The organism is Kitasatospora sp. NPDC091276, from assembly GCF_040684355.1.
Classification (GTDB): domain Bacteria; phylum Actinomycetota; class Actinomycetes; order Streptomycetales; family Streptomycetaceae; genus Kitasatospora.
Window position 1 is genome coordinate 1 of record NZ_JBFBFU010000028.1, and the last position, 15,928, is coordinate 15,928.

The window sequence follows — 15,928 nt, forward strand, 5'->3', positions numbered from 1 at the left end:
CCCTCACCTCATCGACGGATGCCTCGCCACCACCGGCCTGATCATGGATCGCTGACCAGATCTCAGACCGACATCACGAATTCAACTTCAGTAGCGATATGGTTCCAAGGCCGCCACCCACCGACCTTCTGGACCTTCACCTGTACGCCGGCTACGCCGGCCGATCGGCCCCCGGACGCGGCACACGCTTCCAAGCGGAGGACGGAGGACAGAGCCGTGTCCCCTGCGAAGCGGGCGGGCGCCGTCCCAAGCCGGGGTCGGCACCAGGGCGAAGTCGTCGCCGTACGCTGGTGGCCGGGCCCCGCACGTCGACGAGCGTGCGGGACCCGGCCACTTCTGCGGTTGCGTGGGGCACGGCGGCCCACACCGGACCAACGCGCTCGTCCCTGCACGGCCAGCCGCCGATCTTCAAAGCCGATCCGCCAGGCGCTGGCGCTGGCCTCGGCCTGCGCGCCACCACCTTCACCACCCGCATCGCCGCCCTGTTCCGCGGCGCCGGCACCGACGGCGACAAGTTCCTCGACCGCGCGAACATCCTTACCCTCAAGGTCCCGGCCTCCGGCGTACAGGCCGCTGATGAGGGAGTGTCATGAATCAGGTGGACACCCTGATCAAGGGAGACACTGATGAGCTCGCTGACGGAACACCAGATCGGGTCGGTTCCTGACGGGTCGGTTTCGTCGGAGCCGGAAACTGCCGATGCCTTGGGCATGGGTCCGAGGAAGAACACGGGTGCGTCGGATGTGGTGGCGTCGGTCGCCGAGCTGGCGGCCGAGCAGGCCAGGGCCGGCGGGATGCAGCTGCTCGGCGAGGGCGGACTGCTGCAGCAGCTGACCCGGCACCTGCTCCAGGAAGCGCTGGAGGCCGAGATGGACGAGCACCTGGCCTCGACCGCGGGGCAGGGCCGCTCGGCGCGCAAAGGCGGCAACGCGCGCAACGGCTACCGGATGAAGACCGTGATGACCGAGGCCGGGCCGGTCACGCTCGAGGTCCCGCGGGACCGGGCCGGCACGTTCACACCGAAGGTCGTGCTCCGGCACGCCCGCCGGACCGAAGGCCTGGACAACCTGGTCATCTCCCTGACCGCGAAGGGCCTGACCTCCGGGGAGATCGTCGCGCACCTGGCCGAGGTCTACGGCATGACCACCAGCAAGGAGACCGTCTCCACGATCACCGACCGGGTCCTGGAGAGCATGGCCGACTGGCGCACGCGTCCCCTCGACCCGGTCTATCCGGTGCTGTTCGTGGACGCCGTGAACATCAAGGTCCGCGACGGTCAGGTCGCCAACCGGCCCGTCTACGTCGTCCTCGGCGTCACGGCGGACGGCTACCGGGACATCCTGGGCCTGTGGACCTCCAGCGGCGGCGAGGGCGCCAAGTACTGGCAGCCCGTGCTCACCGAGATCAAGAACAGGGGCGTCAAGGACTGCCTGATCCTCATCTGCGACGGCCTGGCCAGGCTGCCCGACGCGGTCGCCCAGGTCTGGCCGCAGACCGTGGTGCAGACGTGCATCGTCCACCGCAGCCGTAAAGAATCAAGATGTCGGTGTGTCGATGATTCCCTCTTGATCGTCCGTCAGGTTCGCGAGGTGCTCGAGAAGCTCGGCAGCGGAGTCGAACCGTCGCGAGGCGGCTGGAAGCGTGACGCCTGCGTCCTCGAGCACCGGCTGTGCGTCGGCGAGTGCATTGCGTACAGTGTTCAAGCTCACCCCGAATGCGTCGGCCAGGACCGGCTTGCTGGCGATCTTCCGTGCGTCCAGGACCGCCACGAGCAGGCGATCGGCGTCGGTGATCTTTTGGCGGAACACGCCGCCGCGTGAGCCGGGTTGACGCGGGCCGCCGCGCTGACGGTGGCGCCGGGACTCGATGAGCGCACTCTGCTGCACCGAGAGCCGGTCGATGAGCGCGTCCAACTCGGTGCGGCTCAGGCCGGTGAGTGCGGGGTGGGCGAGCTGGTGGGTGGCCCGCTGCCGGGCCGTGGTCGGGGCGTCGGTGGCAAGGTAGTCGCGGATCTGCTGGCCGTTGTCGAAGCACAGGGTTGTCGGTGTGACCGTGATCTTGTGATCCTGCAGGAGTCGCCGGACGTCCTTGACCGCAGGCCCGATGGTGCGCTGATGGAGGCCCAGCATGTCCGCCAGTGTGGTCTGGGAACAGATGTGACGTAGATACAGGACGCTGACCAGGACTTTGTCCGCCGGGGAGAGCGCCGGCGGGCGGGATCCTGCGCTCTCGCGCCGGCGCCGGCCGTCGCGGTAGCACCACAGCCGCTCCTCGCGCAGTGCGGCGAGTCCGGGGGTGAGAAGCTCGCTGATCCGGGCCAGCTCCTCCGGCTCCATGCCGGTCAGGGCCGGGACGGCCAGCAGATCGAGCACCTCTCGGCGGGTCTGGTCGTCGCGTACTGCCGCGCCATCGGCACCCGCGCCGCCGGCAGGCAGGATGGTGTAGTTCCACGCGCTCTGCTGCTGGTGGGCCTCGACAGGCAGCGCCTTGATCTGGGCCTTGCTCACCGCAACGCCCAACGGGTAGGTGCCGGTGTCGAGTTCGGCCTGTATCCGCAGCCCGGCGCGGGTGCGGGTGGCGGCGATGGCCTGGACCACGACCTCGTGGCTGGTCAGCGGGCGGCCGCGCCAGTTCATCGTGATGTGGGCGAACATCCGGTGCTCGATCTTGTTCCACTTGGACGTCCCGGGAGGATAGTGGCAGACCGTGATCGCCAGGCCCGAGTCGGCGGCGAAGGCGGCGAGCTCGGCCTTCCACAGCCGGTAGCGGTAGCTGTTCGACCCGCCGGCGTCCGCGGTGATCAGCAGCCGGGTCGCCTGCGGGTAGTCGAGGCGGCCCCTGGCCTGCCACCAGCGGCGGATCGAGGCCACAGCGAAGGCGGAGGTGTCGTGGTCGACCCCGACGTTGACCCAGCCGGTGTTCGCGGACACGTCGTAGATGCCGTAGGGGATGGCGGCGTCGCCAGTGGGACCGGAGAAGAAGCAGTGGTCCTCCACCAGCACGGGATCGCCCTTCGGGCGCCACTGCCGCCCCGGATTGGGCAGCTGGCCGAGTAGTTCCTTCTTCTTCGTGTCGACGCTGATCACCGGCTTGCCGGTGCTCTGGTGCTGCTTGACCTGCTCGTTGATGTAGCGGAACTGGGCGTCGCGGTCAGGATGCTGGGTTCCCTCCAGCACCTTGGCCTGGGACTGGAGGCTGAAGCCACTCTCCTTCAGCAGCCGGCCCACCGTCACGGCAGACACCGGGTGGCCCTGCCGCGTCAGCTCGTCGGCGAGGTTGCGCAGCGACTTGGTCGTCCACCTCAGCGGGGACATCGGGTCACCCCGTTCATCCGGCTCCACCAGCGCCATCAGCGCGGGCAGCAGGTCAGGGTCCACCTGCTCGGCCCGCCTGCGTCCGCCGCCGGGACGCCGAACACGGCCACCATCGATCGACTCCTGGCCGGCTTCCAGCTCGAAGACACCACTGCGGATCGTGGTCTCGCTGGCCCCGCTGATCCGTGCGACCGCCCGGACACCGCCGTGCCCGATCAGCCTCGCCTCGGCCGCGAGCAGCAGACGCCGCTGCCGCTCGTTCAGAACCGGCAGCAACACCTCCAACCGCGCGGCGAGCTGGCCGCGCTCTCCCTCCGATATGCCCATACCAAGTCAACGACGCCCACAGGCAGAAGCAACAGGTTGATTCTTTACGGCTGCACCTGCTGCGCAACTCCTTCCGCTACACCTCCAAGCGGGACTGGGCGGCGGTCGCCCGCGACCTCAAGCCCGTCTACACCGCGCCGAACGAGGCCGCGGCCCTGGAGCGGTTCGCCGAGTTCGCCGCCGCCTGGGAAGCGCCCTACCCGGCCGTCGTGCGACTGTGGGAGCGGGCCTGGTCCGAGATGGTGCCCTTCCTGGCGTTCGACGCCGAGATCCGAAAGATCATCTGCACGACCAACGCCATCGAGAGTCTCAACTCCCGCTACCGCAGGGCCGCCGGCGCCTGCGGCCACTTCCCCAACGAGCAGGCCGCCCTCAAACGGCTCTACCTGGCCACCCTCGCGCTCGACCCCACCGGCCGTGGCCGCCAACGCTGGAGCAACCGCTGGATGGCCGCTCAATGCCTTCGACATCACCTTCGACGGACGCCTGTCAGCCGGACGGGCGTAGGCCACCCGGCCCACGCCCGACAGCAAGATCAACACCTAGTCCAACCGGGTGTCGTACACCTAGATCGTGATAGTCCCGGACGTGCACAGCGGTGGTGCCTGAGTCCCGTTGGTGCTTTGGCTTTGCTGGTCAGTTCTACTCGGGGGCGAGGCGTGCCGCGCGGGTGGTGAGGTGGCGCCGTTCCGGTGTGCTGGTGGTGCGTCGGGCTGCCTCGCGATAGGTGTGGGCTGCTGCGTGATGGTCGCCGAGCTGTTCCAGGAAGTGGGCGCGAGTGGCGAGCAGGCGGTGGTGGCGTGCCGTCCGTTTGTCGGACTCCAGTGCCACCAGCAGGTCGAGCCCGGCGGTGGGTCCGTGCACCATGGCGACGGCGACCGCGCGGTTGAGGGTGACCATCGGGTTCGGTGCGAGGTGCTCCAGCAGGTCGTAGAGGGTGAGGATCTGCGGCCAGTCGGTGGCGTCGACGTGCTCGGCCTCGTCGTGGACGGCGGCGATGGCCGCCTGCAACTGGTACGGGCCCACCTGTCCGCGGGGCAGGGTGCGGCTGATCAGGTCGACGCCCTCCGCGATGAGCCGGCGGTTCCATCGGGTGCGGTCCTGCTCGGCCAGCGGCACCAGGTCGCCGTCAGGGCCGGTGCGGGCGGGGCGGCGCGCGTCGGTGAGCAGCATCAGGGCGAGCAGCCCGGCCGTTTCGGTGTGGTTGGGCAGCAGGCGGTGCAGCAGGAGGGTGAGCCGGATCGCCTCGGTCGACAGGGTCGGCGCGGTCAGGTCGGCGCCGTCGGTGGTGGTGTAGCCCTCGTTGAAGATCAGGTACAGCACATGGAGTACCGCCTCCAGCCGTTCGGCCCGGTCGGCCGCCTGCGGCAGGCGCAGCGGCGCGGCGGAGGTTTTGACGGTCTGCTTGGCGCGGCTGATGCGCTGGGCCATGGTCGCCTCGGGCACCAGGAAGGCGGCGGCGATCTGCGCGGTGGTCAGGCCCCCGACCGCGCGAAGTGTCAGGGCGATCCGGCTGGGCTCCGACAGTGCCGGGTGGCAGCATAGGAACAGCAGCGCCAGGGAGTCGTCCCGGTCCGCGTCCGGTTCGGCGTCGGCGTCGGCGGCGCGGCTCAGCAGCTCGGACTGCGGGGTGGCCAGGGCGATGCGGTCCTCGCGGCGCCGCCGCGCCTGCTCACTGCGTACCTGGTCGACCAGTCGGCGGGAGGCGACGGTGACCAGCCATCCGCGGGGGTTGTCCGGTGCTCCCTCGGCGGGCCACTGGAGGGCGGCGGCCAGCAGTGCCTCCTGGACGGCGTCCTCGCAGGTGTCGAAGACGCCGTAGCGGCGGACGAGCGCGCCGAGGACCTGCGGCGCCAGCTCGCGCAGCAGGTCCTCGACGCCGGGCCGCTCGGTCACAGGTCCGTCGCGGCGTCGTGCAGGACCGGCCACAGCTCGACCGGCTCGGTGTCCGCGAAGGGCATGTCGGCGGCGATCTCCTGCGCGCGCTCCAGGGACTCGCAGTCCAGCATGTAGAAGCTGGCGATGTACTCCTTGGTCTCCAGGTACGGCCCGTCGGTGACCACCGGGACGCCGTCCTTGCGGCGCACAAGCTGCGCGTTGGCCGCGTCCGCGAGGCCGTAGGCGCCCAGCAGTTCACCGCTGTCGCGGTACTTCTTGTTGAACGCGTCCTGCTTGGCGATCGCCTCGGGCCAGGCATCGGCCGGGAAGGAGTCCCACTTGGCCTGGTTGCCGTAGATCATCGCGACGTACTTCATCAGGTGTCCCCTTGTGTCCCGCGCACCCCTTCGGCGCGCTTCCACCCCTCAGTCGGAGCCGGGCGCAGGTCCTCGACATCCGGCACGAAGAAGATTCTTCGGCTTTTCTTCCGAACCGCGGTGGCGGGCTGAACCACCCAAACGGCACAAACGATCAACCTACCCGGCGCCCTCTGCCCGGGGACAGTCACCCGCACCGGTGCACGTTCGCGCGTACCCGACTGTGCAGATTGACCCGTACGCCGACACAGGGGGCGCGACAGCACCCACGCCTACTCCCGAGCCGGGCGTCGGCGGGCGTCCCACGCCGCTTCCTTGGCTGGCCGTGCCTCCTGCACGGCCAGCTCGACCACACAGAACTCCTGCCGCAGCTGGTACGCCACCGCACGGTGCAGCCGGGCGCCGGCGGGCCAGTGGGTTCCGCGGGCGTGCCGCCGCACCGTGCCGGGCCTGACGCCGAGCCAGACAGCCAGCCGCTCGACCGCTCGGGCCGTCGTCTTGTCCTGGCGCAGCCGGCGCTCCAGGCGCAGCGGCTGGCCGTCGACGTGCCGAGCGAGGAGGGCCAGGAGCTGGTCCCGGACGGTGCCGTAGGCCTCGACAGGTCAACAACCTCGGTGGCGGGCGGTCAGATCGGCGTGGTCCCGGCACACAGCCGAGCAGGTACTGGTCGTCATGCCCCGCAGCCTCCGGCGCCGGACCTGTGGACAGCGGAACCGGCCGCCAAAACCGAACACCATCCCCGCCACCACCCCCGGCCACCGCAATTCCGACCCGAATTCACAGCGTCACAAGAAACCAATCCATAAAAGCAGCAGCACGGAACACCCGGCCGAATTCACACCGAACACAACCCACCACACCGAACCGACCCCGCCAGCGACCGACCCGGACCCTCAACCCCCGCCCGCCACCACACACAGTCACAACCCCAGCCACCCACTGGCACCCCCAACAGGTCCAACCAAAGGTCCAGACAACTGCGCGAGAGAGGCCAAAACACGCCCACCACGGCCAACAGGTCACAATGACGGCCCCCGCCGGGTAGAGCTTGGCGTGCAGCACGCGGTCCTCCCACCACGGATCGGCCGGGGCGGAGACCAGGGCGGCCACCAGCTCCCGCTTGGTCGGGACCGGCAGCACCAGCGGGCCCAGCTTCTCCGCCTCCCGGTCGCTGACGCACTGCGGGCACTCCAGCCGGTCGGGGCCAGGCTGCTCGGGCTGACCGTGCAGCGCCGAACCTTCCTTCCCGCCGATCGGGCCCCGGCACGTCCAGCACGGGCGCAGCGCGGCGTTGGCCGTGCGGGCGGCCTCCAGCTGTTCTTGGGCCTCCCGTTCCAGGCGCTCCTCGCGGTCCTGGTGGCAGGGCCAGCAGCGGCCGCCGGGGCGGCGGGTCCACTCGACCTGTCCCTGGCGGCCGTACTCCCAGGTGCTCTCCTCTTCGGGAACGCCGCCGCAGTCGATGCAGGCCAGGGAGTCCATCGGCTCCTGGTGGGCCTGGTGCTCCTCGTCCTCGCGGGCGGCCTGGCGCAGGTCGTAGGCGGCCCGGTTGTTCGGGTTCTCCAGCGCCTCGATGAGGGAGTGCCGGCCCGGGCGGCCGAAGCGCCACCAGATGGGCCCGAGTGGCCCGTGCTCGGCCAGCAGCTCCAGGGTGGTCGCGACGATGGGCACGGCGTCGTCGTACTCGCGCCACCCGTCCTCGTTGTCGTCGCGGACCTCCCTGCACCACCGGCCGCGCCAGCAGTCGGCCGACAGGTCCCCGATGGTTTCCTGGCGGTTGGCCAGGGCGACGGGTCCGGCGTCGGTGACGACCAGCGCGACGGGCGGGTACCCGGCACGGGTGTGGCCGGGCCAGGTGCGGCGCCAACAGTGCACCGTCCGGTCGGCCGGCCCCTTCTCGGCGAGGGCCGGGTCGTTGTCGCGGACCTTGGTGCGGAACAGCTCGCGGTAGGCGGTGAACTTCGCGGCGACCCGCTCCGGCGCCATGGTCGAGCGGTCGACCTCGACCATGTGGACGTGGTTCAGCACTGACCACTGACCACATGAAGATGACCTGCTCCAGGTGGGTCGCGGCGTCGGATCTTGGCCCGCTGTCGGCGTACAGCTGAACGTCCCGCAGCCACGTACGGATGAACGTGGCCACTTCTTGATGCGTGTCGAGGACCCTTCCCCAGCACTCTGCTGCTTGGTCGGTGAGGCCACGTGATGAAAGGGACTCGACGGCATCGCCGTCGGGTCCCAGGCCGCCGCCGAGGCGGACGACTGGCTGGACCGTCCTTGCCCGATTCGACAGGTCGACGAGGGTCAGGTGGTGGCGAGCAGCATGTCCTCTCCGGTCGACGGGCGAAGGCCGTCGGTGCGATCGGGGAAGTAGCGCCCGGCGTGCGAGGCCCCCGACACGTGTCGGGCGTCCGCGAAACCGGATTCGCGGGCGAGGGCCAGCATCTCCTTCGGGGTGTAGAAGCTGATGAACGGCGTTCCGGACGCGCGCGCACCTTCCCTGCTCGCCCGCAGGCCGGGGCGGTCGGCCTCGTCGAGCAGGTCGGGCGGCAGGAGGAAGGTCATCGCGAGTGTGGAGCCGGGGGCGAGCCCGGCGATCTGGCGCAGGGTGGCCGCGGTGGCGTCCTCGGTGAGGTACATGGTGACGCCGGTGGACGCGATGAACGCCGGCCGACCGGGGTCGAAGCCGACGGCAACCAGCTTCTTCAGCCAGTCCTCGCTCGCCTCGAAGTCGACCGGTACCAGCTGCAGCCAGTCGGGGATGCCGTAGCCCAGTTCGACCAACCGACGGCGCTTCCACGCCTGCGGGCCGGGCTGGTCGACCTCGAAGACCCGCAGGCGGGAGGCGGTCTCCGGCCTGCGTTGGGCGAAGGTGTCCAGCCCGGCTCCCAGGATGACGTACTGGGTGACGCCGCGGTCGGCCTGCTCGATGACCAGGTCCTCGATGAACCGGGCGCGGGCTGCCATGGCCGCCCGGAACCCGCTGGTGAGGTGCGGGTCCATGTCGGGCCAGTGGCGCCAGTCGCCGTCGGGGGCCGCCAGTTCCAGGCCGATCTCGTCCTCGAACACGTGGGGCGGCCGGTCGACCTGGACGTGCATCGACCGCCAGAGGGCGGTCCGCACCGCGGTGCTGTCCGGCGCCGCGGTCGCTTCGTCTGCCATGGTGTTCCCCCTCTCCGTCGCAGTCAGTTCTTGACCGGAGCCTGGAGGCTCCACAGCCGCCCGTCGGGGTCGCGGACCGTCATCAACCTGGTCCCGAAGTGGGTGTCCTCGAACGGCGTGACCACCTCGACGGACGGATCGGCACGGAACGCGTCCGCGTCCGGCACCTTCAGCACAACCTGCACCTGAGGCTCCCGGTCCTCGGGGACCTCCGCGATGAAGACGTAGGGACCGTCGCCGTTGCGGAGTTGGCCGGAGCTGTGGCCCGTCTCGAACTCCAGGTCGTAGCCCAGCGCCTGGAAGAAACGTGCCGCCTTGCCCCAGTTGTGGGTCTCCAGGAACAGGGCCTCGATTCCCTCGGTCGCCATGTCAGGCCTCCTTCTCGGTCGATTGGCGCTCTTGCCCATGGGCGTCGTCGAGGTAGGCACGCAGCGCCTCGGCGACCAGTGCCGACAGCGACATGCCCGACTCGATGGCGCGGTACTTCACCTGCTTGATCAGCCCGATCGGCAGGTACACGTTGAACTGCTTGACTTCCTCATCGCCCACGAGACCAGGCTAACTCGTTGCTAGCATGCTAGCAAGCTAACCCGACCAAGACCGGGCTCGATCCCGAGGTGCTGCGGCTGGCACTCCGCGTCAGCCCGGTGCTTACCACCGCGCCAGTCCCCGAGGAGCAGGTGCCGCAGCGGGGAAACCTCCGGCAGGTCGCCGGGTAACTGGCCGACGCCGTCCGGGAGCCGGCTGCGGATGCACACGGCGGGCGACGGCAACGGGCAAGGCACGGCGTGCGGCAGGCCGGTGGCCCGGGTGATCGCCAGCGGCGCACGGTGGAGGCGGTGAGCACGGCCGCACCCGCCTGGCCGCAGATGGAACAGCTGCATGTCCGCCACCACGGAGCCTTCCCCTGCGTGAAGGCCGAACTGGCCGACGGCGAACGGGGCAAGCCGATGCGCCTGCGCTACACCGGCGCCGTCGGCAGATGGGGATTCGCCCCCTACTACGCCAGCAGCGATCGCTACGAGGACTCCCTGGTGCCCACCGGCCGCCCCATGGGAGCCGCCGCAGACGCACTCGACTGTGCCTGCCGGCTCCACCTCGCCGTCCCCGACATCTGACCAGACGCCAGCCACAGCCCCACCTCCGCCGTCAACCCCCGAAGGACTTCCGGAGCCGACCACTCAGCGAGACGCCGAGGTGGCCTGACAACTGGGGACGTTCGCCTGTACGCACCTGGGGAACTGAGGCCGTACGCCGACACCCGCTGCCCTCTCGGCTGCTGGTGCGCTGGGGGCTAGGCTTCGCGCATGTCCGAGTCAGCCCCCGATCCTCGCCTGCAGTCTTTGCTCGACCGGCTCCAGCCGGGACCGGTAAGACGGGTGAAGGTCATCGGGTTCGACGGGGCGGATGCACTCGTGGCCCTCGAAGGCCCGGAGGGGCGGAACGTCGAGGTCGGGAGGGTTCCGCAGCACGAGCTGTCGATGCGTCGCTTTGACGACCCCGCGGAGATCGTCAGCGTGGGCGAGGAGATCGAGGCGGAGGAGATCGGACGGTGGCGGGAGGGGCAGCTTCACCTGTCCGCGAGGGCCTGTGAGAACCCGGAGCTGAGGTCGTTTCTCCTCGGCATCCGGCCGGGGCAGATCCTGTCCGGGACGGTGTCGGAGGTTCACAACTTCGGAGTCTTTGTCCATCTGGACGGTGAGCCCGATGGTCTGTGCACTGGGTTCATCCGTGTGACAGAGCTGTCGTGGTCGCGGATCAATCATGCTTCGGAGGCCGTCGAAGTAGGGCAGCGTGTCACCACCGAGGTGATCGTCTCCGAGACTCGCCGGGGGCAGGTCATCGTGTCGTTGAAAGCGTTGCTGGAAGATCCGCTCATCCGCTTCGCCAACCAGACCGGCCGGGTCCTCCGCGGGCCGATCACGAAGATCATCCCGTTCGGTGTATTCGTGCGGCTCGCCGACTGCGTGGAGGGATTTCTTCACTTGTCCGAGCTGACCAATGAGCCTGTGGAGAGCCCTGACCAGCTCGTCAGCGAGGGCGAAGTGATCACGGTGCGGGTTGCCGAAGTCGACCTCCAACGTCATCGCGTCAGCCTCCGCGCGGTTATGACTGGCGAGGACGTCCAGGCGAGCCGATCCGTGTGACGTTGCTGGCGGCTCCCAGGGCTTCGCGTAGGCGGGCGTTGTCGACGGCCAGGTGCTGGATCTGGGCGGCTGCGAACTGGAAGTTCTCGCCCAGTGACCGGTTGGCGCGGCGGAGTTTGGCGTTTCGGGCGGCGAGGACTTCGTAGGGGCTGGGCCGCGTCTCGGCCCTGGGGTGGGGGGTCGGTCCGGAGCGGGCGGTGGAGACTTCCTTGGCCAGGTCGGGGAAGTGCCGTCGGAAGGTGGTGTTGCTCAGGTCCAACTTCGCGGCCAGGGCCAGGACGCTGGGACGGGTGCCGTTGTCGTGGCACTCGTTGACGTACTGGTCCAGGACGCGTCGGACGTGAACCTCGGCAGGGATGTCTGCGGGGCGGCTCACGAGGACTCCCCGGTGGTGCTGTTCTTTAGCAGGAACGCGGTGATCTCGGTCCGGCGGCCCTCCAGCCGGTGCCGCAGGAGCGGCGGCAGAGCCGGACGGGTGGCCAGGCGGCGGGTGACGCGGTCGATCTCGCGCTGCCAGGTAGCGGTGCTCTCGGGAGTGAGGGCGACGTTGCGGCAGGCCAGAGGCTTGCAGCCACCGTGGTCGGGGAGTCCTTCGCTGCGGCGGCTCCGGGCGCGTTCACACAGGGCCTTGGTGTGGTCGTGGACACAGGTGATGTACTGGCCGGGATAGACGGCCGGGTCATGCTTGGCCATGAGCCGTCGCAGCCGGTTGTCGTCCAGGACGACGGTGCCCGTCACCGCCACCTTCCCCGAGACCCTGCACCCGACCACGCCGGTGCCCGGCTCGGAGAAACCGGCGGTGCGGCACGGGCGCGAGCACCTGCTCGACGTCAGCCGGATCCACACCGCCTTCGTCACCCACGCCCGCACCCACGGCGAGGCCTGCGGACCGCTCGACCTCCTCCCCCACCCGGAGCTGCCGGTCGAGAGCGGCGGGGTGTACCGGCCCGCCGCCCACCTCGCCTACACCGCCGGCACCGGCGACCAGCGGCACCGCCTGCGCGCCTCCATCGAACGCCACCGCCCCGACACCGGAGACGAGCAGACCGCGGCGCAGCTGGCGGCCTGCGCCCGGATCTGGGAACAGACGGGCCAGGACAGCCGGAGCCGGGCCTGGGAGCGGCGCTGGCGGGCCTTCCCGCGGCTGCTGGTGGTCCTGGTCGGCACCGCGGCCGCCGGGGTACGCGGCGCGGTGGCGAACCTGCGCCTCGCCTCCGAGGAGAACCCGACCGTCGCCGACACGCTCACCACCGTCCCAGCCGGCGCCACCCGCATCGAAGACCTGATCCAGCGCGAACCGGTGCCCAGGCCCGGGTCTGTACGGGCTTCGGGCGCGGGCAGATTTCAGGCGGGGACGAGGTCCCAGCGCTGGCCGTCGGCGCCCGTGTCGGGGGCCTGGGTGACCGATCCGCCAGCCGAGGCCGGGGCGGTCAGCGCGAGTCCGGAGTGGGCGAGGGTGATCCGGTAGCCGCCTGCGTGGTCGCCGCGGACACGGAAGGCCTGGTTCATTCGCACCATGTCGCCGACATCGGCCGGGTTCCGGATGACGGCCGTGCAGTGGTACTGGACCAAGGCAGCGCCCGCAGCGGTGCTCGAACCGGGCACGTCCAGACACGAGCCACTGTGGGCCGGGCGCAGGTTCCAGCCGCCCAGCGCGGCCCGGAAGACGAAGGCCTGGTTCGGGTTCCCGGTCGCCGGGAACCCGACCAGGGCTGCCTGGTCCGCGGTCGAGGAGCCGGACACATCGAGGACGAGGCCGGTGGCCCGGTTCACGACCCGGTAGGCCTGGTCGAGCTTCGGGTCCTCGAAGCCGTAGGACATCGGCCACTGGTAGTAGCCGCGCCACGGCGAGTCGGCGTAGTACTGGCGCGAATAGTGCTCAGCGTAGTCATCGCCGCACCGGCCGTTGCGGAAGATCTCGTCGTCGTAGCGGCAGTAGACCTCGAAGACCTGCTTCTTGCGAGCAGTTCCCGCCGCGTCCAGGTTCGGGCCCGACTCCCTCGCCAGGTAGTCCCGGTAGTAGGTGACGCGCGGCCAGGACGTGCCCCGACGGTTCAGGGCCCCGATCAGCAGCCGGGTCGCCGCGACGTGGTCGGAGTGGAAGTAGCCGGCGCCGGAGGCCGGGTCGACCTGGGAGGCCTTCTGGTGGTCGGCCGACGGGTCCTCGGTGTTGACCACCGTCGGCTGGAAGTCGTCGATGACGCCCTGCACGAAGGCGAGGACCTGCTCGCGGTCCAGCCGCTGCTGCGCCGGGGCGTCCACCCCCGGGATGGGCCAGGCCTGCTGGTCGTCCGCATACAGTGCCCAGAGCTGGCCCTTGAACATCGTGCCCGCCTCGTTGGACGCGCTGGCGTCCGGCACCCGCAGCTCGACCGTCGACACCCGGTCGCCAAGCGTCCACGCGGTCGTCTGCACGCCTGCCGCCGAGTAGGGCCAGTGCCGCCATCCGTCGGGGAGGCCGGCCGCCGCCTGGTAGGCCTGCCGGACGCCGAGCTCACGGCTCTCCATGTACGTGTACTTGGCGGCGTCGGTCTGATGCGACGCCAGGCCGTCCCGGCTGTAGTACGACCCCACCAGAAACAACGTCCGCACACAGACGTCCGGATTCGCCAGGTCGTTGATCAGATCCGGCGTCAGGAAGATCAGATCGTCGTCATGGTGCGCGACCACGTTCAGCACCCGGCCCGCAGAACACGGCGCAGCCGGCGCGGCAGCAGCCGGATTGACAGCAATGAACCCGGCTGCCAGCACGACAGTTGACACCACGCCGCAAAAGCGTCGAACAAACCCCATGAAAATCCCCTCGATTCGTACAAGCCAGCCTCTCACGGCGCTCAGCTCGACTCTGCCGGGGATCTTGGTCGCCGCCGTGTCAGCTGACGGCTCGCCAGGAACGTAGGCGCGGGATGCCCCGCTGGTCGAGGTGGTCCTGGAAGGCTGCCGGCGGTCGTGGAGGCGCGCTTTCGTCGGGGGTCTGTTTGCTGAGGCGTTCGATGTTGACGGCGATGGCGGTGAGTACGTGCTGCAGGTGCGCCTTGGTCTGCCCACGGTAGCGGCAGTGGCGCACGCCGTGGCCGTGGGCGAACTCGCAGATGGTGCCCTCGATACCGGAGCGGACCGCATATCGCTCGTGCCAGGCCGGATCCTGCTGGTCGGCGCGGTTGCGCAACTGCGGTTCGAGCAGCTCGCGCGGAGGGAAGCCCACGGTGCGCTGGGCGTCGCGGGAGCTGGTGCGCTTGGCCCGGACCGGGCAGGGCTGGCACTGGCTTTTGGTGAAGCGGGCCACGATCAGCGGGGCGGCGGTCGGTGAGGAGGTCGGGTAGTTGCCGTGCCAGCCGGCGCTGGTCTGCCCCTGCGGGCAGGCGACCTCCTTGCGGTCGAAGTCGATGCGGAAGTCGTCGCGGGCGAAGCCCTCGCCGCGGCGGTGCTGGCGGGCGGGGTCGCCCGGCAGTGGTCCGACGACGGTGACACGGTGTTCACGCTGGGCCTGTTCCAGGTGGGGCAGGGAGGTGTAGACGCCGTCGACCAGGTGTTGGTCGGGCAGCAGGCTCCGGCGCTCCAGGCGGGTGTGGATGCCGGGCAGGACCTCGGTGTCGGCGCTGGTGGCGGGCATGGTGGCCACGTCGGTGATCACGTTGGGGCCGTCGCCGGAGCAGGTCTCGGTCACGTGGGCGAGGAACCCCGTCCAGCGAGTGACCTGCCCGCGGCGCGCGTAGCGGGCCGTCGGGTCGTAGGGCGAGACGATCCGGTGAGCCGAGGGCGGCAGGCCGCTGCCGTCGTCCTCGTCGCGCCACCGCAGGCGCCCCGCGGGATCCCAGTAGTAGTTCTGCACCAGGATCTGCCGCAGGACCTGGACTTGGGGCCTGCCGAGCAGGGACGGGTGGTTGCGGCTGAGGTGTTCGAGCAGGCGGCGGGCGTCTTCGCCGGTGGTGTTGATCCTGGTCTTGGGCCGAGTGGGGTTCTTGCCCAGGCGCACCGGTCGGCCGTAGCGGCGGCCCCAGTCATCGCCGACCAGGCCGTCCAGCGCGTGGTCGGCGGTACGGGCGAGTTCTTCCAGGGCCGCGCGCACAGCCTCGGTGACCAGTTCGAGGCGGGTCAGGTCCCGGACGGTGGCCAGGACGTGGGTGGAGTCGGTGCGCTGGGTGGTGCGCTCGCGGACCAGGCCGGCCTCTCTCAGCCGGGCCAGGGCGAGGTCGAGGAGGCGGTCCGCCCGGCCGTCCTGGAGCAGGCGGTCGCGGAAGTCGCTGAGCACGCTGTGGTGGAAGCCGGGGTCGTCGAGGTCGAAGCCGAGCGCGTATTCGAAGTCGATGCGGCAGCGCACGGCCTCGGCGGCATCACGGTCGGACAGGCCCAGCAGGAACTGCGGCACGCTCACCGTGGCCAACTGGGCCGGCGAGAGCCCGGACCGGCCGTCCCGTGGATACCAGTCGGCGAAGTCCTCGTCCTGCCACAGGCCGTCGAGACGGTCGCGCACCCACATCGCCGTCGTACCACCGGAATTGCTGGCCCGCGCCATCCTCGCCGTCAACTCCGGGACCTCGGAACCCGGACGGGGACGGACCGACATCTCGCACTCCTCGGAAATCTCGCGGGCATCGTGCACCGCGAGACTGACGCACCACCATGATCACCCGCAGCCGAACACCAAGATCCCCGACAGAATCAAGCTCAGGCCCGGACGCCGGGGGGCCGATCCGACGCTGACGAGGGCGCTCGACGCCGAACT

At 70.1% G+C, this 15,928-nt stretch carries 14 protein-coding genes and 2 pseudogenes; 5 read left to right on the forward strand and 11 right to left on the reverse strand.

All coding sequences use genetic code 11. The features are described from left to right. The first annotated feature begins 317 nt into the window (after positions 1-317). On the forward strand, positions 318-593 hold the full coding sequence (locus AB0O19_RS29110; RefSeq protein ID WP_363623731.1) for a hypothetical protein: 276 nt from the start codon (positions 318-320) through the stop codon (positions 591-593). A gap of 201 nt (positions 594-794) precedes the next feature. Beyond that, positions 795-1,526: pseudogene (locus AB0O19_RS29115) on the forward strand (IS256 family transposase); the annotation flags it as partial. A 9-nt stretch (positions 1,527-1,535) separates the two neighbouring features. On the opposite strand, the gene AB0O19_RS29120 reads toward AB0O19_RS29115, so the two are convergent. After that, on the reverse strand, positions 1,536-3,641 hold the full coding sequence (locus AB0O19_RS29120; protein ID WP_363623733.1) for an ISAzo13 family transposase: 2,106 nt from the start codon (positions 3,639-3,641) through the stop codon (positions 1,536-1,538). 50 nt (positions 3,642-3,691) lie between these two features. Between AB0O19_RS29120 and AB0O19_RS29125 the strand changes: the two are divergent. After that, a pseudogene (locus AB0O19_RS29125) lies at positions 3,692-4,148 on the forward strand (transposase); the annotation flags it as partial. A gap of 135 nt (positions 4,149-4,283) precedes the next feature. Here AB0O19_RS29125 and AB0O19_RS29130 read toward each other — a convergent pair. From AB0O19_RS29130 to AB0O19_RS29155, 6 genes are all read right to left on the reverse strand, one after another. After that, a complete protein-coding gene (locus AB0O19_RS29130) occupies positions 4,284-5,537 on the reverse strand; it encodes a DUF6596 domain-containing protein (RefSeq protein WP_363623735.1) in 1,254 nt (417 codons plus the stop codon). Then, on the reverse strand, positions 5,534-5,896 hold the full coding sequence (locus AB0O19_RS29135) for a YciI family protein (protein ID WP_363623737.1): 363 nt from the start codon (positions 5,894-5,896) through the stop codon (positions 5,534-5,536). Before AB0O19_RS29135 ends, AB0O19_RS29130 begins: the two co-directional genes overlap by 4 nt. A 777-nt stretch (positions 5,897-6,673) precedes the next feature. After that, positions 6,674-7,921, reverse strand: coding sequence for a hypothetical protein (locus AB0O19_RS29140; RefSeq protein WP_363623738.1), 1,248 nt, complete (start codon positions 7,919-7,921; stop codon positions 6,674-6,676). Positions 7,922-8,197: 276 nt separating this feature from the next. Then, on the reverse strand, positions 8,198-9,055 hold the full coding sequence (locus AB0O19_RS29145; protein ID WP_363623740.1) for a class I SAM-dependent methyltransferase: 858 nt from the start codon (positions 9,053-9,055) through the stop codon (positions 8,198-8,200). Positions 9,056-9,078: 23 nt separating this feature from the next. Beyond that, positions 9,079-9,423, reverse strand: a complete 345-nt coding sequence (locus tag AB0O19_RS29150) for a VOC family protein (RefSeq protein WP_344641599.1) — start codon at positions 9,421-9,423, stop codon at positions 9,079-9,081. 1 nt (position 9,424) lies between these two features. Then, entirely contained in the window at positions 9,425-9,604 is a 180-nt protein-coding gene (locus AB0O19_RS29155; RefSeq protein ID WP_119990337.1) for a CopG family transcriptional regulator, read from the reverse strand. A gap of 290 nt (positions 9,605-9,894) precedes the next feature. On the opposite strand from AB0O19_RS29155, the gene AB0O19_RS29160 reads away from it, so the two are divergent. Both AB0O19_RS29160 and AB0O19_RS29165 read left to right on the forward strand, forming a co-directional pair. Next, on the forward strand, positions 9,895-10,173 hold the full coding sequence (locus AB0O19_RS29160; protein WP_363623743.1) for a hypothetical protein: 279 nt from the start codon (positions 9,895-9,897) through the stop codon (positions 10,171-10,173). 189 nt (positions 10,174-10,362) lie between these two features. Further along, on the forward strand, positions 10,363-11,202 hold the full coding sequence (locus AB0O19_RS29165; RefSeq protein WP_363623745.1) for a S1 RNA-binding domain-containing protein: 840 nt from the start codon (positions 10,363-10,365) through the stop codon (positions 11,200-11,202). On the opposite strand, the gene AB0O19_RS29170 is transcribed toward AB0O19_RS29165, so the two are convergent. The 4 genes from AB0O19_RS29170 to AB0O19_RS29185 form a co-directional block, all read right to left on the reverse strand. Further along, on the reverse strand, positions 11,162-11,578 hold the full coding sequence (locus AB0O19_RS29170; protein WP_363623747.1) for a hypothetical protein: 417 nt from the start codon (positions 11,576-11,578) through the stop codon (positions 11,162-11,164). The two genes, AB0O19_RS29165 and AB0O19_RS29170, sit on opposite strands and share 41 nt — an antisense overlap. Beyond that, a complete protein-coding gene (locus tag AB0O19_RS29175) occupies positions 11,575-11,940 on the reverse strand; it encodes a hypothetical protein (protein WP_363623749.1) in 366 nt (121 codons plus the stop codon). The genes AB0O19_RS29170 and AB0O19_RS29175 overlap by 4 nt, the downstream gene beginning before the upstream one ends. A 606-nt stretch (positions 11,941-12,546) precedes the next feature. Further along, positions 12,547-13,872: an RICIN domain-containing protein gene (locus tag AB0O19_RS29180; protein WP_363623751.1), complete on the reverse strand. Its 1,326-nt coding sequence runs from the start codon at positions 13,870-13,872 to the stop codon at positions 12,547-12,549. A gap of 202 nt (positions 13,873-14,074) precedes the next feature. After that, positions 14,075-15,769, reverse strand: coding sequence for an IS1182 family transposase (locus tag AB0O19_RS29185; RefSeq protein ID WP_363623753.1), 1,695 nt, complete (start codon positions 15,767-15,769; stop codon positions 14,075-14,077). Positions 15,770-15,928 lie beyond the last annotated feature (159 nt).